The organism is Luteimonas sp. RIT-PG2_3 (genome assembly GCF_054902115.1).
In genome coordinates this window covers 271,891-296,224 of the sequence record NZ_JBUBPF010000002.1, presented here as the reverse complement: position 1 = coordinate 296,224, position 24,334 = coordinate 271,891, and the positions used below count along the sequence as shown (strand labels likewise).

Sequence of the window (24,334 nt, the reverse complement as noted above, 5' to 3'; positions counted from 1 at the left end):
TCAACGAATGCCTCGTGGACGCCTCGCAGTAGAACGGCACGGTCTTCGTCTCCGATCGCGATCGGACAGGCTTGATGCATCTTCCGAGTGGTGCCACCGCATGCACTTGTTGGGCATTCGCATGCCCTCCCACTGCCTCGATCACTTGCGCGCCACCAATGGTGGAACGTCGTGACGCATTGTTGACGCCGGACTGATACGCTGACTACGAACGCCCATCCATAGAAGACCTCCATGGCAACCCGTTATTTCATTACGCTCCCAGATGCCAGCAAGGCGCGCGCAGCCGGGGAACTCCCGTTTCATTCGCAAGGCGCCGAAGGACTTGCGCAGGAGCTGCAACAAGCCCTCGCCAGCGACGGCCTGTTCCAGCAGTGGCGCGACAGACAGCCCGAGCCCGACGAAGTCGACCCCGGCCTTGGCGTCACCGATCCCGGCGCAAGCGTGCAGGGGCGACAGCAGGACCTGCAGATCGAACTGACGGTGATCACGTCGATCCCCGGCGACATCCTGAAGCATCGCCTGCGCCTGCTGGCGGGTCATACCTGGCAGCTGCGCGACGTCACCTCGGCCTGACGACCAGGACTCACCCGCGGCGCGCGGCGATCAGCAGCGCCATCGCTACGCCTGCCCCCGCCACCGCGGCGCACGCCGCCATCGCGAACACTGCCGAATAGCCGAGGCCGGCCGCAATCAACCCGGCCAACGGCCCGGTCAACGCATAGGCGATGTCCTGGAACGCGGCATAGCCGCCCAGCGCGGTCGCACGCACCTGCGGTTGCACGCGCTGCACGACAACGACACCCAGCGCCGGAAACACCAGCGAGCACCCCATGCCGGCCAGCGCCGCACCGACCAGGCCGGTGGTCGGCGCGTCCGCCCCTGCCAGCAGTGCCAGTCCGATGCCTTCGACCAGCATCGACACTGCGGCCACGCGCGCGCCCCCAAAGCGGTCGGGCAATCGCGCCAACGTCAGGCGCACCAGCACGAAGCCCACACCAAACGCGGTCAACAGCCAGCCGGCGCCCTGCCAACCCCGCGACTGGAAGTACAACACTGCGAACGCACCGATCGCGGCAAAACCGATCCCCTGCAACGCCAGTGCCACAGCAGGCCACGCGATTCGCGCGAGCACCTCGCGCAGCGGCGGACGCACGCCGGCAAACGGTGTCGTCGCGGGCACGCCCGCCACCAGCGCGAATGCCAACAGCGGCAGCAATGCCGACACGATCGCGACACCGATGAACCCCGTGCGCGCCGACAGCGCCACGCCCAACGGCGCGCCGGCCGCCAACGCGCTGTAGATCGCCATGCCGACCCAGGTCATGACCTGGCCCGCGCGCGCGCCACCGACCGTCGCGATCCCCCAGGCCAGCATGCTGGTGATCGCCAGGCTTTCGCCGGCGCCCGCAAGCACCCGCCCCAATGCCAGCCAGGCCAGCGCACTGCCGGCCTGCAGCGACGCCGCCACATAGGCAAGGCCGGAACCGGCCAACAGCCACAAGCCCAGGCGCATCGCGCGCGCAGGTCCGGAAAGATCGCCGATGCGACCGGCATAGCCGCGCGTCAGCACGGTGGAGACGAACTGCAGGCCGACGATGCCGCGACCACGACATCGCCGAACCCCAGCACATGGCGGACATGCACCGGCAGGACCGGCAATACGAGCGTGATGGTCAGGCAGGCGACGAAGGTCGCCAGGCATAACCGCACCAGGCGGAACGTCGCGCCGGGAACGGGAAGGGAAGCAGAAGAAGAACTGGACATGGACAACGGCCTCGAAAGTCCACCGGCAACGCCGGGTCGGGCAGAAGTCCATCTGCGCGCGACCTGCGCCACGACCGGAACGACCGGTGGACGGGGTGCGCGTTGATTGACGTAAACGCTTACGTGGTACGCGGAACCGCGGACCAGACGGGCGGCACTATAGGCGCGCCTCGCGCGGATCGCAAGCAGGGCACAAACGCCTCATTCCGACGCCGTAACGCGGCCAGGTCGTCCGGCGCACAATGCGCCACCGGACGCCTGACACCTCAGCGCGCAGCCAGCGCGGCTGCGTGATGGGCGATGTGCTCACCGATGAAACTGGCGATGAAGTAATAACTGTGGTCGTAGCCCGGTTGCAGCCGCAATGTCAGCGGATGCCCGGCCGCAGCGCAGGCCTCGCGTAGCAGCCCGGGTTTCAACTGGCCTTCGAGGAACTCGTCGGCATCGCCCTGGTCGACCAGCAGCGGCAACCGCTCGACGGCATCGGCCACCAGCGCGGTCGCATCGTAGGCACGCCATGCCGTGCGGTCATCGCCGAGATACGCCGAGAACGCCTTCTCGCCCCACGGCACCTGGCTCGGCGCGACGATCGGCGAGAACGCCGACACGCTGCGATAGCGCCCCGGATTCCTCAACGCGATGACCAGCGCGCCATGCCCGCCCATCGAATGCCCGCTGATGCCGCGCGCATCGGTGGCCGGGAACTGGGCCTCGATCAGCGCCGGAAGTTCTTCGACGATGTAGTCGTACATGCGGTAATGCGCGGCCCACGGTGCCTGCGTGGCATTGACGTAGAAGCCCGCGCCCTTGCCGAGGTCGTAACCCTCGGCATCGGCCACGTCGTCGCCGCGCGGACTGGTATCGGGCGCCACCAGGATCACGCCGTGCTCGGCGGCGTAACGCTGCGCGCCGGCCTTGGTGATGAAATTCTGCTCGTTGCAGGTCAGGCCGCTGAGCCAGTACAGCACCGGCAGCTTTCGCGTGGCCGCCTGCGGTGGCAGGTAGATCGCAAAGCGCATCGTGCAGCCGAGCGTACTCGACACATGTTCGTAGACGTCCTGCCAGCCGCCGGAGGCGGCACGGTGTTCAATGCGTTGCATGGGAATCAAGGCCGGTAAGAGAGAACGGAAACATGCTGGGGCATCGGCTCAGAAATGCACGACCGAGCGGATCGACTTCCCTTCGTGCATCAGGTCGAAGGCCTCGTTGATCTCGTCCAGGCCCATCGTATGGGTCACGAACGGCGCCAGCTGGATATCGCCCTTCATCGCGTCCTCGACCATGCCCGGCAACTGCGTGCGGCCCTTGACGCCACCGAACGCGGTGCCCAACCACTTGCGCCCGGTCACCAGCTGGAACGGTCGCGTCGAGATTTCCTGGCCGGCACCGGCCACGCCGATGATCACCGACTGTCCCCAGCCGCGATGCGCGCATTCCAGCGCCGCACGCATCACGTTGACGTTGCCGATGCATTCGAACGAGTGATCCACGCCCCAGCCCGTCATCTCGACGATGACCTGCTGGATCGGCTTGTCGTGGTCCTTCGGATTGACGCAGTCGGTCGCGCCCATCTCGCGTGCCATCTCGAACTTGGACGGATTGGTGTCGATGGCGATGATGCGGCCGGCCTTGGCCTGGCGCGCGCCCTGGATCACCGCGAGACCGATGCCGCCGAGCCCGAAGACCGCGACCGAATCGCCGGCCTGCACCTTCGCCGTGTTGTGCACCGCACCGATGCCCGTGGTCACGCCGCAACCGAGCAGGCAGACCTGCTCAGGATTGGCGTCCGGGTTGATCTTGGCCAGCGACACCTCGGCGACCACCGTGTACTCGCTGAAGGTCGAACAACCCATGTAGTGGTAGATCGGCTCGCCGTTGTACGAGAACCGCGTCGTGCCATCGGGCATCACGCCCTTGCCCTGGGTCGCACGGATCGCGACGCACAGGTTGGTCTTGCCGGACTTGCAGAACTCGCACTCGCGGCATTCGGCCGTATACAGCGGGATCACGTGGTCGCCCGGCTGCACGCTGGTTACGCCCTCGCCCACTTCGACGACGATGCCCGCACCCTCGTGCCCCAACACCGCCGGGAACAGGCCCTCGGGATCATCGCCCGACAGCGTGAACGCATCGGTATGACAGACGCCGGTGTGCGTGATCCGGACCAGCACCTCGCCCTTTTGTGGCGGCGCGACGTCGATCTCGACGATCTTCAGGGGTTCGCCTGCGGCGAAAGCGACAGCGGCGCGGGATTTCATCGGTGGAGTCTCCTGGGTGGACGGCGCGCGATGCCGGTGGAGCAGCGGCGCGGAGGATGGATTGAGCGCAGGGGATTATTTCAGGTAGGAACGCAGCAGCGCGATCGCGTCATCGATGCCGGCGGTACGCGCCTCCGGCGTTGCGGCCACCGGCGCCAGCGTCTCGCGCAGATGGCTTTCGAGCACGCCCGTGGTTAGGCCATTGACCGCACCACGGATCGCGGCAATCTGCTGCAGTACCGGACCGCACTCGCTGCCCGCCTCCAGCGCCCGCTCAAGCGCATCCAGTTGGCCGCGGATGCGCCGCACCCGGGACAGCACACGCTTTTTCTCTTCGGGGGAATGCGGCATGGAGGGAGGCCGGGCGCGCCGGAACGATACTGGGGAGGAGTATCTTAACAGAGGATCGCACCGTGCGTTGGAGACACGCAGCGGATCGCCGGTTTGCGTCAACCCGTTGATGGAGAACGGTTGTTTATCCGGCTACGGCAAGTAGCGCGGCACCCTGACCTTGAGCAGCTGAATCAAATCAGGAGCCATGTACTCGAATTCATCGGGGATCTCCAGGCAGATGACCCGCGTGCTCCCAAGATGCTGCTTGAACTTCCTGGACAGTTTGGAGCGGTGCGTGCGCTCCATGACGAAGATCATATCTGCCCAGTCCAGAAGCTCTGGCGTGACGGGATTCTCTGCGTCGTTGTTGAGCCCGGCGGATGAAGTCTCCAGCCCGGGCCAAGTCGCAAACACCTGCTCCGCGGTCGGGCTGCGAAGGCGGTTCTGGCTACAGATGAAAAGAACCTTGCGAGCCACGATCACTCTCCCTGCGGCTGAATGCCTGAATTAAGCCGGCCGCGAACGGGTTCGACTTGAATGAATTGTGAGACCAAGGCTAGGGGCGCGAAGCCGCATGCAGCTTTAGCGCCGTGTCTTTGTCTGTCAGCGACCTAAGGAACACGCCGGGCTTGATCCCGACGAAATCTGTGCCTTTTAGCAGCACAAGGTGTGCTTCCTCGTCACCTTGATGCGCCTCTTGAATCTGACCAAGTGTGTAATGAAGGTGAGAAGCCAAAGGAACGGGGATGACATCCAGAACCTTTGCGGCATTTGACACAAGCACTTGATCCACTTGAATGAGCAGTCTGATGGTGTTGTCAAGGCCGGTCCCGGTCCGGGCCTGCGGATCTTCAACAGGCTTTCCCTTCCGATCCATCATGTCCACACCAGCGACGCGACCCACCAGAATGTGATCCGCTTCGTGCGCCATCTCTTCCAGAGTCTCCTCAAAAGGGAAGCCGGCCATCGCAATGGCTGGGAGGAAAGCAACCAAGAACAACAAGACGCGACGCATGCAACCTCCCCGGTCCAACGCCTGAATCAATCCGAGCTACGAAGCGCCAGTCAAGCCGACCCACAAAGCGGGTTCGACTTGAATGAATGGTTGGACCCGGCTGCCGCGAGATGACGCTCTCGCAGGAAAAGGAAAAGCGGCAGTGTCAACGAAGGCCCAACGACGAGGCAGGAGAGCGGCAGCCACAGCCGGCACATTGCAAGCCTGCGCCCCTCCACAAGTACGAATACAACGACCACGACGCCAGAAATGACAACATCAGCCCAGGCGAATGCCGCGATGTGGCCGGAGGTTGCCTGTTGCAACAGGAGGGGCACGTTGAGGCCGTGCGCAGAAAGCCACGGAACAAACTGAGAGAGAGGCAAGGCCGCCCCTGCAATACAGAGAAGAAAGTAGATGATCTGCATATTTCCTCCCGCGAGGCTTAAATCCTGAGTTAAGCCGCCCCTTGAAGCAGGTTCCGTTTGAATGAACTGTTAGGTCCCTGCTAGACGCTCGGCGCAACTGATTCTATTGCATGCCACGCGAGAGCCAGAGTAGGCAGTGCCGCAATCCTAGCACCAAGATCGGTCCACCCAAGCTTTGGCCTTGGGCTTCTCAGAACTGCGAACACTGCCACTCCGAAAGCAATCGGAACGGCAATAGACAGGCTAAGCACTACCAAAATGCCAATCGCCATGTGTTCGGATGGCGATGACAATGAACTTTGGAGAGATGCAATCAGCAGGAGCGCTACCGCTGGCAGCGAGGAAGAAGCAGACAACTGAAGTCCCGTGTTCTCCGAGCCATTACATGCCTGGGAACCTTTCGATAGAGCTGCCCATGTCAATGCAGCTTGCGTTGCAAGCGATATCAACAGTTCTGCAAGCGACCACGTTGCTGACATGAGGCTTAATGCCTGAATTAAGCCGAGCCGCGAAGCGGCATCGGCTTGGATGAATTGTTAGCCCGCTTATCGATGAAGTTGAGAATTTTGCACATGCGGCTGAATGCCGTAGAAGCGGAAGTGCTCGACCACGCGATCGCCAAGCTCATCGTAGAGATCATCCTCCAGGCATGGAAAGTCGTAGTCTCGTAGCCGGCCCAAGGTTGACCTCGTCTGAGCGACCGTATCCTGGGAATAGACGGATACATCGGTCAGGTGCTGCTCTAGGTAGCTAATCAGAAGATCAAAACCATCGTCCCAATTGCAGTTCCCGTTGCGGATAGCCTCATCGCGCAGCTTTTCCACTGCCCTGAGCAGCTCGCCTTGCACAGTCTCCGCTTGGCCGCGCTTTGGAACATACATCTGCCAGATTTGCTTTGCTTCTTCGAAGAAGTGCATGCGTGCTCCAAAGCGGGCTAACGCCTGAGTTAAGCCGAACCCGCCGCGGGGTGGCGACTGGGTGCAATATAGCCGAAGGCCTGCAGTCAGGCGCCGCCCCGATGCGGGTTCGGCTTGAATGAATTGTTGGGCTGCGGTGCGATGCTACGCACGGCAAGCCAGAAGGTCGACGCAACCAAAAGCATGAGCAGGCTTGGCATCAGAATCTCCGATGAAATCACCAGCCAGTTGGCTAGCTGACCAGGATCGCCTGGATTGCTGTAAGTGAGTACAAAAAAGGTAACGAGGGAGGAGATTGGCAGCCAAGCGACAAGCGCGACCATTGACAAAAGAAAGCGGAAGCTTTGTCGGTTGCGCAGGCGCCTGTGAAGTAACCAGCTCCCTGCGCTAAAGATAGCGAGTCCGAGGAGCGCGGCAATATCTAACCAACTATTTGGATCAGCCACCTGACTCTCTCCCCGCAGCCTAACGCCTGAGTTAAGCCGCGCCGCGAAGTGGCATCGGCTTGAATGAATTGTTAGGGCTCAACCAGCTTGAAGTCAGTGCCCGCCGTTGCGAACGTTTGGCCGAGCTGGAAAGCGCCATTCTTGTCGCGAGAGTACGGTACAAACACCTCCATTGTCTCTCCGGACACATGCGCCAGCCGAATACAAACTGCATCGGATTTCTGCTCTTGTCCGGGAGGTACTACGTACATGTCCAAACACACACCTCCAGCCCGGATATAGCCAAGGGAGGCAGACTGAGCGAAAGATGATTGAAGGAAGGAAACCATGTCAGCTGACTTTGGCTGCTCGGTGCCGAGGCTCCCGGCTACTTGAGCAGTTTTCCCTTCAAGACTCATCGAGACGCCAAATGGAATGAATTCGCCATGTTTGAGCAGCATGTACTCAGCGAAGCCAAGAGCCTCATTGAAAAGCGCGTTGATATCTTCGGAAGCCACAATCTAGCCCCTAACACCTGAATTAGGCCGCGCCGCGAAGCGGTGTCGGTTCGAATGAATTGTTAGGCCGCGCAACTAGTACAGCCCAATGTCCGAGTCCACTACAACGGAGAAGTCGCGGCCGACTGTAGCGGTTACGTTGTACATGCCGCCGGCCTCAAAGTAGCCTTGTGGCTCAAACCTGTAACTTTGACCATCCGAGACGAAGCTAACGGACAAGCCAGAATCGCCGGAGGGATAGACTTTTATTGTGCAGGATTCTCCTGGATCTATCTCTCCAAGGCTTGCTTCAAACCCACTCCCAGAGAGCCTTACCGTCTCAATCTTATGGTCGCTTTGATTCTTAAATTTGACTGGCACCCCAGATCCGCAAGCGCTCAAGGAAGCGATGAATAAAAGAAAAATTACGAGTCGTTTCATAGCGGCCTAACACCTGAGTTAAGCCGCGCCGCGAAGCGTCGTCGGCTTGGACGAATTGTTAGGCCGCGCCACGCGACCTCCATGAGTGCAGCCCGAAACCCACAGCAAACAGGAGTGCAGCCCAGCCGCCCCAGAAGCCTACGCGGTTGTCTGCGCGCCACGCTGCTGCCACCTGATCATATGACCGGACTGATTGGTCGTCGACGACCACCTCGAACACTGTGAAGTACTGCCGATCTGAGTAGACAGGCCCGCCCAAGGACTGCGGGTCGTACAAAACCTTCACGGTCTTTCCCGACGACGAGGCAATGGCCGCTGCTACTTGATCCGAGGCGTTACCTTTTGACAGGTAATTGAAACCCGTGGGGTGGCTGTCGAGCGAGAAGCGAACGCCATACCTGTAGGTCTCGTACTCAGTAGCGGTGCCCTCTGCCGAAGCGAGCGACGTCTTGAGCGGAAGACCATCGCTGGGGTTCAGACCAAGATAGACCCCGAGAGCGCCAAGCCCCGCAAGAGAGACTGCGCCTAGAAGATTTTTGGACCTTTCAGTCAGCCTGGACATATTCACCAAAGCCGCCTAACGCCTGCGTTAAGTCGACCCGCGAAGCGGGTTCGACTTGAATGAATTGTTAGAGCTTGCTCCGAATTGCATCTGCGATCTCCCCAGCTCTCATGTTGCTTGCCGCTAGTAAAAGTTCCTGCCAGAACTCCGGCGGGGCTCTACAAGCCTCGCCAAGGCTCACCAGGCAGCCAAGCGCCAAGCGCCAAGCGCCAAGCCAAGCTCATTGTGGCGCAGATAGTCTTCTGCCTCAGACCAAGATTGAGCCGCCTCTGCGCTCGGAAAATTCTCGGATAGGTAGAAACGGCTAGCTGCCAGGTAGCGCAGTGACGTCGCACACGAAGCTTTTAAATCAGGATTCGACATTGATCTCGGCAAGCCTAACGCCCGAATTAAGCCGACCCACAGCAGGGCGGCGACTGGGTGTGAATATAGCCGAAGGCGTGCAATCAGGCGCCGCACTGATGCGGGTTCGGCTTGAATGAATTGTTAGGTGCCAGCCCGTGCGCCACCGCGATTAGATCTGCGATGACTTGCTGCCGACCTTTGGGCGATTTGACGCTGGCAGGCAGACGACTGAGCCAGTGTCCGTTTGGCCCGGCACCGCCACGCAACGCGGCGAGGCGCCGGGAAGAAGGCAGCGGTTTGGTTGAGAGCGTTTTGATGCAGGCGTCCAACTGCTCTCGCGAAGTGAACTGAAAGATCATGCCGCAAGACTCTACGCACAGCACGGGATAGCCAAGTTTGCCATCGACCTCTGGAGCGGGAGGGTCGAACTCCGTTGCACGGTACCAAGGCTCCTTGCCCCTTTGCACATGAACCCAATAGGCCATTGGCGCAGATCGCCAGTTGGCTATGTGCTCTACCCATGATCGCGGAGGCTTCTTCATGGCACCTAACGCCTGAATTAAGCCGACCCGCACTGGATTGGCACCGAAGCCGATAGTACCCAGAACGAACCGGAGTTAGCGAACCTGATGCGGGTTCGGCTTGGATGAATTGTTAGGCCTCTTGCTTCCCATGTCCGGGCTGAGCTTACTGGCCATCTGTGGGCGCGTGCCGAGACTAGGGCTTTGGAGGCGGGTCGCTCGCCACCGCCTCACGAATGATTTTGTATGCGGAAGCTATCTCACCTGCCTGATAGCTTGCGCCGGTTCCGGTAGTAGTTATGGCTTTGTTCGCAAGTGCAGCTGCGAGAATTTCCGCCGTCAGCTCGTCGATGCTTTTAGACATTTTGCCCTCCGATGTATTTGGTTGATGCCTAACGCCTGAATTAAGCCGAGCCGCGAAGCGGCTTCGGCTTGAATGAATTGTTAGCCAGACCCACCAAGAATCAGGTCTCGCTCTTTAATCTCTTTCTTGGCGATTGAAACAGCATCACCGCTAATCTGCTTAATTTCACTTGCAAGTTCATTGAGGTCTTTCAAGTTAGAGCGAAACTCTTCTTCCGAGCTTGAATCTTGAAGGGCAAGGAACTGCTCCCGGAGAGAGGCTAATGCTCGGCTGATCATTAGCACGTCCAATGAAAGCTGCCACTCAGGGATATCAAAGACTGGCAATGCCATCAATGCATGATGGGTGTCAGCCATCAGCGGCGGCGATATCTGGTCTATGTCTTCTTGCTCATTGGACTCATAGGCCTTGCATACGTCTAGGGCCAAACGATGCGAGCGGGCCATAAGCGCCATGATCACCTCCAGCTTTTGCTTGTCGGCCTTTGCTTGCTTGTACTCTTCAAGTTTGCGGGCGTGCACATTCTGCTGCTTGGCTATCCAAGCAGCCGCCACGATTGCGAGGATGCTGCCAATGGCTTGGATCCAGGCAGGTGCGGAATCTTTCGAAAGGTCGAGTCTGTAGCCCTGCACGTATGCAACGCACGCGACTGCCAGCGAGACTAGCCCGATAGCGGCAAGCTGGAGGGCCTTGTTTTTAGTGCCGAGCATAGATGCCCATAGGTCTGGCTAACTACTATTAGACCCCGAAGCGGGGTGTAGCACTGATTCTGGGTACGGGCCAGCATCACTGTCAATCGAGTTTTTCTTTTTGACAACGCGGGCTTACGAGCTTTAGGAGAATCCAATCAGCTTGGTAAATTTGCGTGTTATGCGGTGGCCCAGCCGTTGTATCCGGAGACGTGCTCTGCTTGCCGTCATAACCATGCCGCCACGGTTTCTGTTCCGAGCAGGCTGTTCTGGTGAAGTTCGCCGCAGTTGTGGTTCGAACGATGCCAGTTGCGCACCGAAGAGAATGGTCGGCACTGCTCCGCCGTCATATCCGAAGCGATGCATGATGGCTTTCGATTGCGTTGGACGGCATGGCCGGAGGTCGCGTGATTCCCTTGGACTAGCGTCGCGCATGAGGAATCGCGCCCATGGGCGCTCCCACATCGGTGAGTCTCTCGGTGGTGCTTCGCTTCATTGCTCTCCGTCCGGCCAACCCGACTGGATGCGCGGCAGGTTGGTTTCGATCCAGTCGGCCAGGGCCTGCACTTTGTCGGCGGCTTCGCGGCCCAATGGCGTCAGGGTGTATTCAACGTGTGGGGGCACGACGGGCAGGGCGCGGCGTTCGAGCAGGCCGTCGTGTTCCAGCCATTGCAGGGTCTGGGCGAGCATCTTCTCGCTGACGCCGCCGATGCGGCGACGCAGTTCGCTGAAACGCAGGGTGCCGGCCTGCAACGCGACCAGGACGAGCACGCCCCAGCGGCTGGTGACGTGCCGGAGCACGTCGCGCGAGGGGCAGCGGGCGTCGAAGAGCTCGCCCCGCTGCATGCGCTCGGACAGGGACTCGGGCGGCCGAGCGGACGGGGCCAGGCGGGCGGCGGTTGCGGCAGGGGCAGCGATGACACTTACTCCGGGGTGCGTACTTACAAAAAGTTAGCTTAAGGACTAGGCTGCCGTCAACGTCGATCCGGCGCCCTCTCCCTCCGTACTCCCACGCCCCAAGGAATCCCGATGAGCACTCCCACTTCTGCTGCCGCCTCCCGCTTGATCGCGGTCACCGGCGCTACCGGCCAGCTCGGCCGCCTGGTCGTCGACGACCTGCTGTCTGCCGGCCATCCGGCCGACCGCATCGTCGCGGCGGTGCGTTCGCCGGCCAAGGCGGCCGATCTCACCGCGCTGGGCGTGCAGGTCCGCGAGGCCGACTACGATCGGCCCGAGACGCTGGACGCAGCATTGGCCGGGGTTGAAACGTTGCTGCTGGTGTCGTCCAGCGAGGTCGGAAAGCGCCTGCCGCAGCACCAGGCGGTCATCGATGCGGCCAGCCGGGCCGGCGTGGGCCTGCTTGCCTATACCAGCCTGCTGCATGCCGACCGTTCGCCGCTGGGCCTGGCCGCCGAGCACCTGCAGACCGAGCAGGCGCTGCAACGCGCGGGCATTGCACACGTGCTGCTGCGCAACGGCTGGTACAGCGAGAACTACGCGGCCGGCATACCCGCGGCGCTGGCGCATGGTGCAGTATTCGGCAGCGCGGGCGAGGGCCGCCTGTCGCTGGCCAGCCGCGCCGACTATGCCGCCGCTGCGGTGGCGGTGCTGACGGCAAACGAGGCGCAGGCCGGCAAGGTCTACGAGCTCGCTGGCGACGATGCGGTCACGCTGGCGGACTTCGCTGCAGAACTGTCGCGACAGAGCGGCCAGGCCGTGGCCTATCGCGACCTGCCGCAGGACGACTATCGCCAGGCACTGATCGGTGCGGGCCTGCCGCCGCCGGTGGCCGACCTGCTGTCGGACTCGGACGCAGGCGCGGCCCAGGGTGGCCTGTTCGACGACGGCCGCCAGTTGGGCCGGCTGATCGGAAGGCCGACGACGGCGTTGGCGGAGGTCATCGCCGCCGCGTTGCCGCGCGAGATCGCGCAAGCGCCGCAGGCATGAATGAACTGCAGGCCGGACATCCGGTCTGCAGTGCGCAGATATCTACGGCGCATGGATATGCACTGCACTTCACCCGCCGCAACCGCCGCAACAGGTCGACGGCATCCGTTCGACATCGGCGCCGCGCACCCAGACATCGGCACGACTGAGCGCGGCGACCAGTTCGTCCGCGCCCAGCAGCGTCGACAGGCGCAGTGCGCCGTCCGGGTCGACATCGACCAGTGCCGAGGGGTCGGCATCGCCGACCTGGCTGGCAACGCGGTCGAGGTCGGGCGCGGGGCCCATCAGGTGGATCCTGAATTCCATCGTGCATGCTCCCGGCGGACCTGGGAATCGGCTTGCAACGGTCCGCCGCGTTGCGCCACGCACGGGCATCGATGCCCGTGACGTGATGCTGCGCGCATGCAGCGGCACGTGCGTTGACCTGCATCAAGTGCGATGGACACGCTGCACGCAGCGTCGCACGTGCCTGCGTATCGCGATCCATCCCCCCCTGAGCAAGCACTGACGCGCAGGCAGTTTTGAGCAAGAACCTGAAGAGGTTCTCAGGCCTTGCGCAAGGCATCATCGAGGGCGGCGGCGCGCTGGCTGGCCGGGCGGGCGCGCAGGCGCGCCGAGTATTCGACGAAGGCCGGCCGCTCCGGCAGCGTCTTGAACATCAGGCCCCAGTTGATCTGGCTGCCGACGTAGACGTCCGCGGCGGTGAACTGCTCGCCGAGCAGCCATGGCGATGCGCCGGCGATCGCCGACTCGAGGACGTCGACGGTGCGCTCGTAGCTGCCGTAACCGACCATGCCGGACTTCTCGACCGGCGCCAGCAGGCCCATCGCCTTGGCCGATACCGCGGCCTCGACGGGACCGGCCGCGAAGAACAGCCAGCGCAGGTAGGTGGCGCGACGCGGGTCGTCGACGGCTGGTGCAAGCCCGGCCTGCGGGAAGGCATCGGCGAGGTAGGCACAGATCGCCGCGGTTTCGGTGACGACCGCTTCGCCATGCACGACCGCCGGGACCTTGCCCATCGGATTGATCGCCAGGTAGTCGGGCGACTTCATCGAGGTCGTCATGTCGAGGATCTCGGCGCGGTACGGCTGGCCGATCTCCTCGAGCATCCAGCGCGCGATGCGGCCGCGCGACATCGGATGGGTGTACAGCACGAGCGCGGCGGTGTCGGACATGGCGGCGGCTTCCGGTGGTGGTCGGCGCAAGTCTAGGGCCTGCCATCCATTGCCGGGTAGCTGGTCAGTCGTCAGCGGGTGTTGCGTGGCGCAGCGCCTGACTGGCCCTCAGGTCAAGCCGCGCGGCGCCGGATGGCGCCTGACAAGGCCCAACCCGAAGGGCCGGTCACGGCGCGGGCCATCCGGCAATGGAGACAGGCCCTGGTCGGTTGCGCGCCGGCGGCCGCAAGCTTCAGCCGGTGTTCTGGATGCCGGCGGCGATGCCGTTGACGGTCGAGACCAGCGCGCGCAGCAGGTCAGGGTCTTCGCGGTTGCCGACACGCCAGCGCTGCAGCAGTTCGACCTGCAGCAGGCTGAGCGGATCGACGTAGGGGTTGCGCAGGCGGATCGACAGCCGCAGGCGGTAATCGTCGGCGAGGATGCGCTCGCTTTGCTTCAGCAGCAGGATCGCGTCGCAGGTGCGCAGGAACTCCTCGGCGATGCCGGGATAGAAGGCGGCATGCGCGTCGCCGGCCAGGCGCGAGTAGCGCTCGAAGATCGCCATGTCGGATTTCGCCAGCAGCATCTCGACGTCGTCAATCATCGCCGCGAAGAACGGCCAGTGCCGGGTCATCTCCGACATCGTTTCCTGTCCATGCATCTGGATGCCGTGCTGCAGCGCAGTGCCGATGCCGTACCAGCCGGTCAGGCCGGAGCGGTTCTGCGACCACGCGAACACCCACGGGATCGCGCGCAGGTTGTTGATGCCGCCATCGCGACGGCGCGACGGGCGCGAGCCGATCTGCAGGCGCTCGATGACGTCGACCGGCGTCGCGGCACGGAAGTAATCCGGGAAGTCGGCACGCTCATGCACCAGTGCGCGGTAATGCGCGCGCGAGACCTCGGCCAGCTCGGTCGCGATCAGCCGCCACTCAGGCAGACGCGGATCCTGCTCGCGTGGTCGCAGCGTGGCGCGCAGCACCGCACCGGTGGTCTGCTCGAGGTTGCGCAACGCCAGCGCGCGGATGCCGTACTTGCGGTGGATGACCTCGCCCTGCTCGGTGACGCGCATGCTGCCATCGACCGAGCCGCGCGGCGCGGCGTTGATGGCACGCTCCGTCTTGCCGCCACCGCGGCTGACCGAACCGCCGCGACCATGGAAGAACATGATGCGCACGCCGGCGCCGGCCGCCATCGCGGTCAGCTCGCGCTGCGTGCACTGCAGCGCCCAGCGCGAGGCCAGCAGGCCACCGTCCTTGGCGCTGTCGGAATAGCCCAGCATCACCGTCTGCACGTTGCCGCGCGCGGCCAGGTGGCTGCGGTACTGCGGGTCGTCGAACAGCTGCTGCATTACCGCGGTCGAGGCCTGCAGGTCGTCGACGGTCTCGAACAGCGGCGTCACGTCCAGCGGCACGGTCTCGCCCTCGACGCAGCCGGCGATGCGCGCCAGCGCCAGCACCGCCAGCGCGTCGGCGGCGCTGCGGCTCATGCTGATGATGTACAGGCCGGTGGCGTTGACGCCGTGGCTGCGGCGCACGTCGAGCACGGCGCGGAACACGTCCAGCGTCGAGCCGACGATGCCTTCCTGCGCGTCGATGTCGATCCGGGGCGGCGACGACAGGATCGCGTGCAAGCGGTCGACGCGATCAGCGACGTCGCGCGAGGTCCAGGCCTCGTCATCGGTCAACGTGGCGATGGCTTCGTCGTGCACGGCCGAATCCTGGCGCAGGTCCAGCGAGGCCAGGTGGAAGCCGAACGTGCGCGCGCGCCACAGCACGCGCTGCAGGGCGAAGCGGCCGGCATGCTCGCCGCGATGGTCGCGCAGGCTGGCGTCGATCAGCTCAAGGTCGGCGACGAAGTCCTCGGCATTGGCATAGCCGCCGGCTTCGGACTGCCCGGTCAGCGACAGCTTGCCGATCATCAGGTCGAGCAGGCGCCGGTACGGCATGTCGGCCAGGCGCGGGCTGAAGCCGGCCAGCGCATCGGGCAGCGCCGAAGCATAGGCATCGACGCGCGCCTGGATCGCATCGGCGACGCTGGCGCGCCCCAGCGACTGGGTCAGGATGTCGCCGAGCGCATGCAGGTCCTTGCGGTACTCGCCCAGCGCCAGTCCGCGCTGCAGGTCGAGCGCGGCGCGCATGGTGTCGGCATTGACGTTGGGATTGCCGTCCATGTCGCCGCCGACCCAGGTGCCGAAGCGGACGATCTGCGGCGTCTCGATGCGCTGGCCGTAGACGGCCTCGACCGCATCGGTGAGTTCTTCGTAGAACACCGGCAGCACGCGGTACAGCACCTGCGCGAGGTAGAAGCCGACGTGCTCGACCTCGTCCTGCACGGTGGGTTTCTGGCTGGGTGCGTCGCTGGTCTGCCAGCCGGACGTCAGCGCGAGCCGGATCCGCGCGAGGTCGGAGCGGCGCTCCGGCGGCGTGCGCTCGCGGTCGATGTCCGCGATCAGGCGCTCGACGATCTCGTGCTCCTTTTCCAGCATCGCGCGCCGGACCGCCTCGGTCGGATGCGCGGTGAACACCGGCTCGATCCACAGCCGCGGCAGGCAGGCCTGCAGTTCGTCGAGCGACACGCCCTCGGCGTGCAGGTCGCGCAGCACGGCTTCGAGGCCACCAGGCTGTGGCGCTTCGCTGGCGCGCTGGTAATCGCGGCGGCGGCGGATGCGGTGCACGCGCTCGGCCAGGTTGATCGCGCCGAAATACGCGGCGAACGCGCGCACCACGGCTTCGGCATGCTCGACCGGGATTGCCGCCAGCGCCTGCGCGAGGGTATCGATCGACAGGCCATGCTCGCGCCGGGCGATCGCGGCACGCCGGATGCCTTCCACTTCATCCAGCAGCGCCGGCGAGCCCTGCTCGGCCAGCACTTCGCCAACCAGCGCACCGAGCCGGCGCACGTCGTCGCGCAGCAGGTGGTCGTTGTCGGCGAAAACAATCTCGCGCAGGGATTCTTCGCGCAGGGCGTCATCGCGAAGGGCACCGTTACGAGCGGGGGCATCACGGACAAGGTCCGGGCTGGAACGTGTCGACATTGCGTAGGGACTCACATGGCGGCGATGGGGGCGGCAATGCCCTGCCGCTGCGCGCGCCGCATCCCGATGCGGATGCGTTCGCGGCGCATGCGCTGCCCTGATCCGGGCGGTGCACGCGATCCACGCGATCGAGGCGATCACGCGATACGGGTTGCCCGGGGGAGGCGACGGCAGGCCTTGCCTGTCCATGAGACTAACGCAGGATCATGTCCGGCGTGCAGGTCCGCGCCGACGTCAGCAGGCGATCAGTACGCGTATTCGCGGAACACGTGGTCGATGTCGCCGGCCCAGGCGCCGTGGAACAGTTCCAGCTTGCGCTCGGCCGCGGTCTGGTTGGCTTCGACGACGTCGATCAGCGGCTCCAGGAACACGCGCTCGTCCTGGCCCTTGCCGTTGAGGCGGGCGCGGCGGCGCAGGCCTTCGGCGGAGATCTTCAGCGCTTCCACCGCCAGGTCGCGCAGCGTGCCCCCGCGATGCGGCACCTTCAGGCCCAGGCGCGGCACCTGGTCGCGCAGCGCATTGCGCTCGCCCAGGCTGAAGTCCTTGACCAGGTCCCAGGCCGCGTCCAGCGCGGTCTGGTCGTACAGCAGGCCGACCCAGAACGCCGGCAACGCGCACAACCGGTTCCACGGGCCGCCATCGGCGCCGCGCATCTCCAGGAACTTCTTCAGCCGCACTTCGGGGAAGGCAGTGGTCATGTGATCGTTCCAGTCGCGGATGGTCGGCAACTGGCCCGGCAGCACCGACAGCCTGCCCTCCAGGAAGTCGCGGAAACTCAGCCCGCTGGCATCGTGGTATTTCCCTTTACCGTCCGGCCCATCGCGATAGGAGAAGTACATCGGCACGTCGAGCAGGTAGTCGACATAACGCTCGTAACCGAAGCCGTCCTCGAACACGAAGTCGAGCATGCCGGTGCGGTCGGGATCGGTATCGGTCCAGATGTGCGAGCGGTAGCTCAGGAAGCCGTTGGGCTTGCCTTCGGTGAACGGCGAGTCGGCGAACAATGCGGTCGCGATCGGCTGCAGCGCCAGCGAGACGCGGAACTTCTGCACCATGTCCGCTTCGGTCGCGTAATCCAGGTTGACCTGCACGGTGCAGGTGCGCGTCATCATGTCCAGGCCGAGGCTGCCGACCTTGGGCATGTAGCTGCGCATGATCCGGTAGCGGCCCTTGGGCATCCATGGCATCTCGTCGCGACGCCACTTGGGCTGGAAGCCCATGCCGAGGAAGCCGAGTTGGAGCTCGTCGGCGACGGCCTTGACTTCGCGCAGGTGGCTGCCGACTTCGCCGCAGGTCTGGTGGACGGTCTCCAGCGGCGCGCCCGACAGTTCCAGCTGCCCGGCCGGCTCCAGCGTCACCGAGGCGCCGTTCTTCAGCAGCGCGATCGTGCGCCCGCCCTCGTCGACCGGCGTCCAGTCGAAACGGGTCAGGCCCTTCAGCAGCGCCTCGATGCCGCGCGGACCATCGAAGGTTGGCGGACGCAAGTCGTCGAGCTGGAAGCCGAACTTCTCGTGTTCGGTGCCGATCCGCCAATCCGCTTCGGGCTTCTCGCCGGAGGCGAGCACTTCGACCAACTGGTCGCGCCGGGTGATCGGGGTATCGTTGGCGTTGCTCTGGCTGGACACGGGTGCGCTCGCAGGGGTGCAGGATGCGCCGACCAGGTGGCAGCATGCCGGCCCGGCACTATAGCGGTTGCGGGGCCCGCGAAAGACGCCCGCGGCGACCCCAGAGTGTTCCGTCACGCAGGGTAGTCGCGGGTGCGGCGGGGCGCCATCAGGGGACTGCGAGGGGCCCTAACCTGCGCGCGGCGCGCGGGCCGAAGCGATCGCGCCAGCACGGTCGCACGGCGACAACCCGCGCCCGCAGGCCACTCGCCGCGTCATGCTGGACTACGGCGCACGCGCCAATGGTCGCGCTCGCGGTAGCATCCCGCGCCATGGACGTCGCCTATCCCCACCACGCCAGCCACACCTCCGCTGCGCTGCTCGCGCAACTGGCCAGCCTTGCCGACTGCGCGCAGGCCGAAGGCTTCGCCTGCATCACCGCGCGCCGCGAGCATGGCGCGCGCTCGGTCGACATCGCCGGGCCGCAGTTGGCCATCCTGCTGCAGGGTCGCAAGCAGGTGCACAGCGCGGAGGCAGCGCTGGTCTTCGTGCCGGGCGACCTGTTCCTGGTGGCGCGGCGTTGCCGGATCGACGTGGTCAACACGCCCGACCCCGACAGCGGCCTGTACCTGAGCGCGATCATCCCGCTGTGCGAAGAGGCGCTGACCGCGGCGCGCGCACTCTGGAACGAACCCCTGCCCGCCGCCGGCGCCGACATCGCCCGCTGCGCGCTGGCCGACTTCGGCGTGCCGTTGCTGCAATGGCGCGAGGCGCTGGCACAGGGCCGCTACACCGAGGCGCGGCTGGCCCTGGCCACGATTGTCATCGGCCTGTGCCGGCAGGGCCATGGCAGCCTGCTGTTGCCGCCGGTGCCCAGCGTGTCGACGCAGCTGCGCGAACTGGTCGCCGCGCGTCCCGCGCATGCCTGGCAGGCGCGCGATTTCGAGGAACAGCTGGCGATCAGCGGCGCCACGTTGCGACGCCGGTTGGCGGCCGAACAGACCAGCGTGCGCGAACTGCTGGCCGACGCGCGCCTGGCGCATGCGATGGAACTGCTCTACACCACGCGGCTGCCGCTGAAGACCATCGCGTCGCGGGTCGGCTACCGTTCGGTCAACAGTTTCCGCAAGCGCTTCAGCGCGCGCTATGGCCTGGAGCCTGCGGCGATCGGCAACGGCTGATCCTTGCGCGACAGTGGTGTCGCTGAGCGCTGCGCGCATCGCGATGAGCGGATCGCGCCCATCACCGCGGTCAGCATGGAGGCTCCGCTGGCGACAGCCGCAACCGGATCTCCCGATGTCCTTCTTGCCCCCTGCATTCCTGCTGACACATCCACGCCGCGTGCCGACGCGTACGCCACGACGGGCCGCCCCGCAGCCGGCAACTGCGCGGTCGAAGATCGCGCGTTCGCTGTTGGCACTGTCGATGCTGGCACTGTCGGCGACGACCCTGTCGATCCTGCCTGCGACCGTCGCGCAGGCGTCCACGCGCGACGCGCCCTCCACGCAGGTGCCGGGCGTCTACCACCAGGCCATCGGCAATCTGCAGGTCACCGCCCTGTTCGATGGCACCGTGGCGCTGCCGCGCGCGCAGCTCAAGGGCATCGCGCCCGACGTGCTGGCGCAGTTGCTCGACCGCCGCCATGTCCCCGAGACCGCCAAGGGCATGCAGACTGCAGTCAATGCCTACGTGGTCCGCCAGGGCGAGCACCTGACCCTGGTCGACGCCGGCACCGCGCAGTGTTTCGGCCCCGGCCTCGGCCAGGTCCTGGCCAACCTGCGCGCGGCCGGTGTCGACCCAGCGCAGATCGACGACGTGCTGCTGACGCATGCGCATCCCGACCACATGTGCGGCGTGCTCGACGGCAACGGCGCGATCGCATTCCCGAATGCGTCGGTGTGGCTGTCGCAGGCCGACGCGGACTACTGGCTGGACCCGGCGTCCGAGGCGACCGCACCGCAACCGCTGGTGTTCGCGTTCGCGCTGGCCCGCAACGCGGTCGCACCGTATGCCGCGGCCGGCCGGCTGCGCCGCTTCAAGCCGACCGATGCGCTGCCGGCAGGTGCCCGCGCGGTCGCGTCGCAGGGGCATACGCCCGGCCACGTCTCGTACCTGTTCGATGGCGGCCAGGGCGCGCAACTGCTGGTCTGGGGCGATGTCGTCCACTACCACGCAGTGCAGTTCGCATGGCCCGACGCCAGCTTCGAGGCCGACAGCGATCCGGTCGCTGCGATCGCGTCGCGTCGCTCGTTGATGGCGCAGGCGGCCGACCAGGGCTGGTGGGTGGCCGGCGCGCACCTGCCCTTCCCTGGCCTGGGGCATGTGCGCCGGGAGGGCAGCGCTGCCGCTGCGTTCTCATGGGTGCCTGGCGAGTTCTCGCCGTTGTCGCGTACGCCCTGAGGACGGGCGCCCTGCCCTGAGGACGGCGGTGCGCGGCTGGCCCGGTCGCACCGGCCAGGCGACGCGCCGGAGCGCAGATCAGGCCTCGGGGGCCTGCTCGGCGGTCTGCGCTTCCACGCCGGGGCGCGGCGTCGGGGCGGCGGTCTGGCCGAACTGCAGCCAGCCGTTGATGATCTTGCGCGCTTCGTCGACGCCGACCTTGGATTCGCTGGAGAAGGTCTGCGCGCTGACGATGTCGCCGAACGCGGCCGACAGTTCCTTGCGCACCGCCAGCAGGGTGTTGACCGAGGCGCCGCGGCCGAGCTTGTCGGCCTTGGTCAGCAGCACGTGCGCCGGGATCTGCCGCTGCACCGCATAGGCCAGCATGTTGCGGTCGTAATCCTTCAGCGGGTGCCGGATATCCATCACCACGATCAGCCCGCGCAGGGCCTCGCGGGTGGTGAAGTAGTCGTTGAGGAAGGCCTGCCAGTGTGCCTTGAGGTCGCGCGGGACCTTGGCGTAGCCGTAGCCGGGCAGGTCGACCAGGTAGCGGAGTTCGTGCGGAGGCAGTTCGAAGAACACCAGCTGCTGCGTGCGGCCCGGGGTCTTGGAGACCCGCGCGAGCGCGTTCTGGCGGCACAAGGCATTGAGCGCACTGGACTTGCCGGCGTTGGAACGACCGGCGAAAGCGACCTCGTAACCACCGTCGGGCGGGAGCTGCTTGGGGGTGTGCGCGGCCAGCAGATAGGTGGCGCGGGCCAGGGGATTGGAGGGATTTGCCATCCCGCTAGCTTCTCACGTCTGGCCGGCCGGCACCCTGCCCACTCACCGGGTTTGACCGGCCAGCGCCACAACGACGATAATTTCGGGCCTTGCGGCCGCCCAGTGCGGCTGTTGCACATCGATTGCACCATCGCTTCACGGAGCCCAGCAATGCGCCACGCTCGCGCCTACGGTATCGCCGGATTCGTCGCCCTCGTCGTCGGCGCCGTCGCTTTTGCCCAGACCACTGTCGCGCCGTTGCCCGACAACGCCCCGGTCGAGGTGGCGCCGCTGGACGCCAATGCGGTCGCCGCACTGGCCAAGACCAAGCCTGGCGACGCCGCTGCCGGCGCAACCAAGGCCGGCACCTGCGCGGCCTGCCACGGCCTCGACGGCAACCCGCCGGCCGGCCTGCCGTATCCGCGTCTCGCGGGCCAGAGCGAGCGCTACGTCTCCCAGCAGCTCGCGCTGTTCAAGGGCGGCCAGCGCACCACCGGCCTGGCCGCGGCAATGGTGCCGTTCGCGATGGACCTGAGCGCGCAGGACATGCGCGACCTCGGCGCCTACTTCGCCACCCAGACCAGCGGCGCCGGCATCGCCGACGACACCGTGATCACCGATGACGGTCCGTACAAGGACCTGAAGTTCTACCAGGTCGGCGAGAAGCTCTACCGCAGCGGCGACACCGCCCGCGGCATCCCGGCGTGCATGGCCTGCCACGGTCCGTCCGGCTCGGGCAACCCGGGCCCGGCCTATCCGCACGTCGCCGGCCAGGAAGCGGCCTATGTCGAGCGCCGCCTGCAGGAATACCGGGCCGGCACCCCGGAAGCGCACGATGCGCGCCTGTTCCACATCATGGCGACGGTGTCCAAGTCGCTGACCGACCAGGAAATCACCGCGCTGGCCAGCTACCTGCAGGGCCTGCATCCCACGCCCAACGCCACCACGCTGGCCGCGATGGAAGTGGCGGCCAAGACCGCCCCGGCAGTGGCCCCGCCGGCCGCCGCGCCCGACGCCGCGGCCCCCGCCGAGGCGGCTCCGGCGCCGGAAGCTGAACAGACTGCGACCCAGGGCTGAGAACTTTCCGCGCTCCCGCGCGGTCTGATCCACCGTTCTCTCCCTTAGATCTTGTGGCCGGCCCGGGTATCCTGAGCCGGCCTTTTTTTAGCCTGCCAGGTCAGTCAGATGGTCCGTCCCATGGTTCGCCCCCTGATCCGCCCGATGATGTCGCCGATGCTCCGGAGGACGTTCCGCCACGCTGCCGCCCTCGCGCTGCTGTGCCTGCTGCCGCTGCTGGCGGCCGGCGCGCAGGCACCATCGGCTCCGGTCGAAGGCCAGGACTACCTGCTGATCGCCCCGCCGCAACGCTGGCAACCGGCCGACGGCAAGATCGAAGTCGCCGAGGTCTTCGCCTACAGCTGCGGCCATTGCGCGCACTTCCAGCCCAGCGTCGATACCTGGCTGCGCAAGCTGCCGAAGGACGTGCGCTTCAGCTACGTGCCCGCCGCCTACGAGCAGAGCGATCCCTACGCCCGCGCGTTTTTCGCCTCGCAGTCGCTGGGTCAGCTCCGGCGCACCCACGAGGCGACGTTCAAGGCCCTGCATGAGGCCTTCACGCTGCCGCTGCGCAATGCGTCCAGCGGCGAGATCGAAACGTTCTACGCCTCGCTCGGCGTCGACGCCGGGCGCCTGCGCGAGGCCATGGTCTCGCCGGCGACCGACCGGCTGATGGCGCAGGCGCGCGCGTTCCAGGTCAACGCCGGCATCCAGGGCACGCCCAGTGTCATCGTCAACGGCAAGTACCTGGTGCGTGGCCGTTCGTTCGATGACATCCTGCGCATCACCGACCAGCTGATCGTGCGCGAGCGCGCGGCCGGGCGCTGATCCAATCTCCCGGGCCAATCCAGTCAGGCTGGTCGGATCAGGCCAATCAAATCAGACCGGCCAAATCGAGCTGATCAGATCAAGCTGAGCACGTCACACTGAACCCCGTCAGACGCCGGCCCCGTCGCCGACACCGCGGCAACACCGGTTGCCGCACACTGGCCTCCTTGCACGCCCTCCTCATTCCACGTCCCCACATTCCGAAGGACCCTCGCCCATGACTCTGCACCGCGCACTGGTACCGCTTGCCCTTGGTCTGCTGCTGATGGCCTGCGGCCAGAAGGACGCCCCGGCCGATGCTGCCACGCCCCCGGCCGTCGAAGCCCCCGCAGCGACAACCCCGGCGCCTGCCGCCGACGCGGCCACCCCGCCCGCCGACAGCACCGCTGCCAGCACGCCTGCGGACGCGGCCGCGAGCGCGACCCCGGCCGCAGCGCCGACCCCGGCGACGCCGGTCCCGGGCCTGACCCCCGGCAAGGACTACGACATCATCCAGGGCGGCCAGCGCTTCGCGGCCGGCAGCAACATCGAAGTCGCCGAAGTCTTCGCCTACTGGTGCGGCGCCTGCGCGCAGTTCGACCCGCTGGTGTCGGCGTGGTCGGCCAAGCTGCCGGCCGACGTCAAGTTCACCTACGTGCCGGCCGTGTTCAACGCCCAGGACAACTACCCGCGCGCGTTCTACGCCGCCGAGGCCGCTGGCATCCTGCCCAAGACCCATTCGACGGTGTTCCAGGCGATCCACCTGGAGCGCAGCCTGAAGCCGACCGCGACCCTCGACGACCTGGCCGCGTTCTACGCCAAGCACGGCGCGAATGCCGCCAACTTCAAGAGCACGATGGAGAGCTTTGCGGTCAACGCCAACCTCGGCCGTGCGCGCCAGTTCGCGATCCGCAGCGGCATCAACCACACCCCGACCCTGGTCATCAACGGCAAGTACCGCATCAACGGCACCAGCCACGAGAACCAGCTGCAGATCGCCGACGCCATCATCGCGCACGAGCGCGGCGCGGCAACGCCGTAAGCGCA

At 65.4% G+C, this 24,334-nt stretch carries 27 protein-coding genes; 7 read left to right on the top strand and 20 right to left on the bottom strand.

Annotated features, from left to right (window positions below; translation table 11 throughout):
- Positions 1-234 precede the first annotated feature (234 nt).
- Positions 235-576: a hypothetical protein gene (locus ACYX7E_RS04175; protein ID WP_462079300.1), complete on the top strand. Its 342-nt coding sequence runs from the start codon at positions 235-237 to the stop codon at positions 574-576.
- Between the two features lie 10 nt (positions 577-586).
- Here the strand turns inward: ACYX7E_RS04175 and ACYX7E_RS04170 are convergent, their stop codons facing one another.
- The 15 genes from ACYX7E_RS04170 to ACYX7E_RS04100 form a co-directional block, all read right to left on the bottom strand.
- Positions 587-1,573, bottom strand: a complete 987-nt coding sequence (locus tag ACYX7E_RS04170; protein ID WP_462079299.1) for an MFS transporter — start codon at positions 1,571-1,573, stop codon at positions 587-589.
- Complete coding sequence (locus ACYX7E_RS04165; RefSeq protein ID WP_462079298.1) at positions 1,567-1,767, bottom strand: hypothetical protein; 201 nt, start codon at positions 1,765-1,767, stop codon at positions 1,567-1,569. Before ACYX7E_RS04165 ends, ACYX7E_RS04170 begins: the two co-directional genes overlap by 7 nt.
- Positions 1,768-2,033: 266 nt before the next feature.
- Complete coding sequence (gene fghA / locus ACYX7E_RS04160; RefSeq protein WP_462079297.1) at positions 2,034-2,867, bottom strand: S-formylglutathione hydrolase; 834 nt, start codon at positions 2,865-2,867, stop codon at positions 2,034-2,036.
- Positions 2,868-2,915: 48 nt separating this feature from the next.
- Positions 2,916-4,025 (bottom strand): S-(hydroxymethyl)glutathione dehydrogenase/class III alcohol dehydrogenase, encoded by a 1,110-nt coding sequence (locus tag ACYX7E_RS04155; protein ID WP_462079296.1) that lies wholly within the window; start codon positions 4,023-4,025, stop codon positions 2,916-2,918.
- A gap of 75 nt (positions 4,026-4,100) precedes the next feature.
- Positions 4,101-4,376, bottom strand: coding sequence for a formaldehyde-responsive transcriptional repressor FrmR (gene frmR / locus ACYX7E_RS04150; RefSeq protein ID WP_462079295.1), 276 nt, complete (start codon positions 4,374-4,376; stop codon positions 4,101-4,103).
- Positions 4,377-4,508: 132 nt separating this feature from the next.
- Positions 4,509-4,835 (bottom strand): low molecular weight protein tyrosine phosphatase family protein, encoded by a 327-nt coding sequence (locus ACYX7E_RS04145; RefSeq protein WP_462079294.1) that lies wholly within the window; start codon positions 4,833-4,835, stop codon positions 4,509-4,511.
- A 79-nt stretch (positions 4,836-4,914) separates the two neighbouring features.
- Positions 4,915-5,373: a hypothetical protein gene (locus tag ACYX7E_RS04140; RefSeq protein WP_462079293.1), complete on the bottom strand. Its 459-nt coding sequence runs from the start codon at positions 5,371-5,373 to the stop codon at positions 4,915-4,917.
- A gap of 50 nt (positions 5,374-5,423) precedes the next feature.
- The gene (locus ACYX7E_RS04135) at positions 5,424-5,780 is read right to left on the bottom strand and encodes a DUF2834 domain-containing protein (protein ID WP_462079292.1); all 357 of its coding nucleotides are present in this window, start codon (positions 5,778-5,780) and stop codon (positions 5,424-5,426) included.
- Between the two features lie 545 nt (positions 5,781-6,325).
- A complete protein-coding gene (locus ACYX7E_RS04130) occupies positions 6,326-6,697 on the bottom strand; it encodes a hypothetical protein (RefSeq protein WP_462079291.1) in 372 nt (123 codons plus the stop codon).
- 86 nt (positions 6,698-6,783) lie between these two features.
- Positions 6,784-7,143, bottom strand: a complete 360-nt coding sequence (locus tag ACYX7E_RS04125) for a hypothetical protein (RefSeq protein ID WP_462079290.1) — start codon at positions 7,141-7,143, stop codon at positions 6,784-6,786.
- Positions 7,144-7,214: 71 nt separating this feature from the next.
- Complete coding sequence (locus ACYX7E_RS04120; protein WP_462079289.1) at positions 7,215-7,640, bottom strand: hypothetical protein; 426 nt, start codon at positions 7,638-7,640, stop codon at positions 7,215-7,217.
- 478 nt (positions 7,641-8,118) lie between these two features.
- Positions 8,119-8,622, bottom strand: coding sequence for a hypothetical protein (locus ACYX7E_RS04115; protein WP_462079288.1), 504 nt, complete (start codon positions 8,620-8,622; stop codon positions 8,119-8,121).
- 446 nt (positions 8,623-9,068) lie between these two features.
- On the bottom strand, positions 9,069-9,509 hold the full coding sequence (locus tag ACYX7E_RS04110; protein WP_462079287.1) for a hypothetical protein: 441 nt from the start codon (positions 9,507-9,509) through the stop codon (positions 9,069-9,071).
- Positions 9,510-9,932: 423 nt separating this feature from the next.
- Entirely contained in the window at positions 9,933-10,562 is a 630-nt protein-coding gene (locus tag ACYX7E_RS04105) for a hypothetical protein (RefSeq protein ID WP_462079286.1), read from the bottom strand.
- A gap of 471 nt (positions 10,563-11,033) precedes the next feature.
- Positions 11,034-11,387, bottom strand: a complete 354-nt coding sequence (locus ACYX7E_RS04100) for a winged helix-turn-helix transcriptional regulator (protein WP_462079285.1) — start codon at positions 11,385-11,387, stop codon at positions 11,034-11,036.
- A 183-nt stretch (positions 11,388-11,570) separates the two neighbouring features.
- Between ACYX7E_RS04100 and ACYX7E_RS04095 the strand changes: the two genes are divergently transcribed.
- Positions 11,571-12,488: an SDR family oxidoreductase gene (locus ACYX7E_RS04095; protein ID WP_462079284.1), complete on the top strand. Its 918-nt coding sequence runs from the start codon at positions 11,571-11,573 to the stop codon at positions 12,486-12,488.
- Between the two features lie 69 nt (positions 12,489-12,557).
- Here ACYX7E_RS04095 and ACYX7E_RS04090 read toward each other — a convergent pair whose 3' ends face one another.
- From ACYX7E_RS04090 to ACYX7E_RS04075, 4 genes are all read right to left on the bottom strand, one after another.
- Positions 12,558-12,794, bottom strand: coding sequence for a hypothetical protein (locus ACYX7E_RS04090; RefSeq protein ID WP_462079283.1), 237 nt, complete (start codon positions 12,792-12,794; stop codon positions 12,558-12,560).
- 239 nt (positions 12,795-13,033) lie between these two features.
- Complete coding sequence (locus ACYX7E_RS04085) at positions 13,034-13,663, bottom strand: glutathione S-transferase family protein (protein WP_462079282.1); 630 nt, start codon at positions 13,661-13,663, stop codon at positions 13,034-13,036.
- A 232-nt stretch (positions 13,664-13,895) separates the two neighbouring features.
- Complete coding sequence (gene ppc, locus ACYX7E_RS04080; RefSeq protein WP_462079281.1) at positions 13,896-16,679, bottom strand: phosphoenolpyruvate carboxylase; 2,784 nt, start codon at positions 16,677-16,679, stop codon at positions 13,896-13,898.
- A gap of 245 nt (positions 16,680-16,924) precedes the next feature.
- On the bottom strand, positions 16,925-18,304 hold the full coding sequence (locus ACYX7E_RS04075) for a glutamate--cysteine ligase (RefSeq protein WP_462079280.1): 1,380 nt from the start codon (positions 18,302-18,304) through the stop codon (positions 16,925-16,927).
- Between the two features lie 311 nt (positions 18,305-18,615).
- Here ACYX7E_RS04075 and ACYX7E_RS04070 point away from each other — a divergent pair, with 311 nt between their 5' ends.
- The gene (locus ACYX7E_RS04070; protein WP_462079279.1) at positions 18,616-19,464 is read left to right on the top strand and encodes a helix-turn-helix domain-containing protein; all 849 of its coding nucleotides are present in this window, start codon (positions 18,616-18,618) and stop codon (positions 19,462-19,464) included.
- Between the two features lie 244 nt (positions 19,465-19,708).
- Positions 19,709-20,683, top strand: coding sequence for an MBL fold metallo-hydrolase (locus ACYX7E_RS04065; protein WP_462079468.1), 975 nt, complete (start codon positions 19,709-19,711; stop codon positions 20,681-20,683).
- A 78-nt stretch (positions 20,684-20,761) separates the two neighbouring features.
- Here the strand turns inward: ACYX7E_RS04065 and yihA are convergent, their stop codons facing one another.
- The gene (gene yihA / locus ACYX7E_RS04060) at positions 20,762-21,445 is read right to left on the bottom strand and encodes a ribosome biogenesis GTP-binding protein YihA/YsxC (RefSeq protein WP_462079278.1); all 684 of its coding nucleotides are present in this window, start codon (positions 21,443-21,445) and stop codon (positions 20,762-20,764) included.
- Positions 21,446-21,595: 150 nt separating this feature from the next.
- Between yihA and ACYX7E_RS04055 the strand changes: the two genes are divergently transcribed.
- From ACYX7E_RS04055 to ACYX7E_RS04045, 3 genes are all read left to right on the top strand, one after another.
- Positions 21,596-22,501: a c-type cytochrome gene (locus tag ACYX7E_RS04055; protein ID WP_462079277.1), complete on the top strand. Its 906-nt coding sequence runs from the start codon at positions 21,596-21,598 to the stop codon at positions 22,499-22,501.
- A gap of 156 nt (positions 22,502-22,657) precedes the next feature.
- Positions 22,658-23,308, top strand: a complete 651-nt coding sequence (locus ACYX7E_RS04050) for a thiol:disulfide interchange protein DsbA/DsbL (protein ID WP_462079276.1) — start codon at positions 22,658-22,660, stop codon at positions 23,306-23,308.
- A 217-nt stretch (positions 23,309-23,525) separates the two neighbouring features.
- The gene (locus tag ACYX7E_RS04045; RefSeq protein ID WP_462079275.1) at positions 23,526-24,329 is read left to right on the top strand and encodes a thiol:disulfide interchange protein DsbA/DsbL; all 804 of its coding nucleotides are present in this window, start codon (positions 23,526-23,528) and stop codon (positions 24,327-24,329) included.
- The last annotated feature ends 5 nt before the right edge of the window (positions 24,330-24,334 follow it).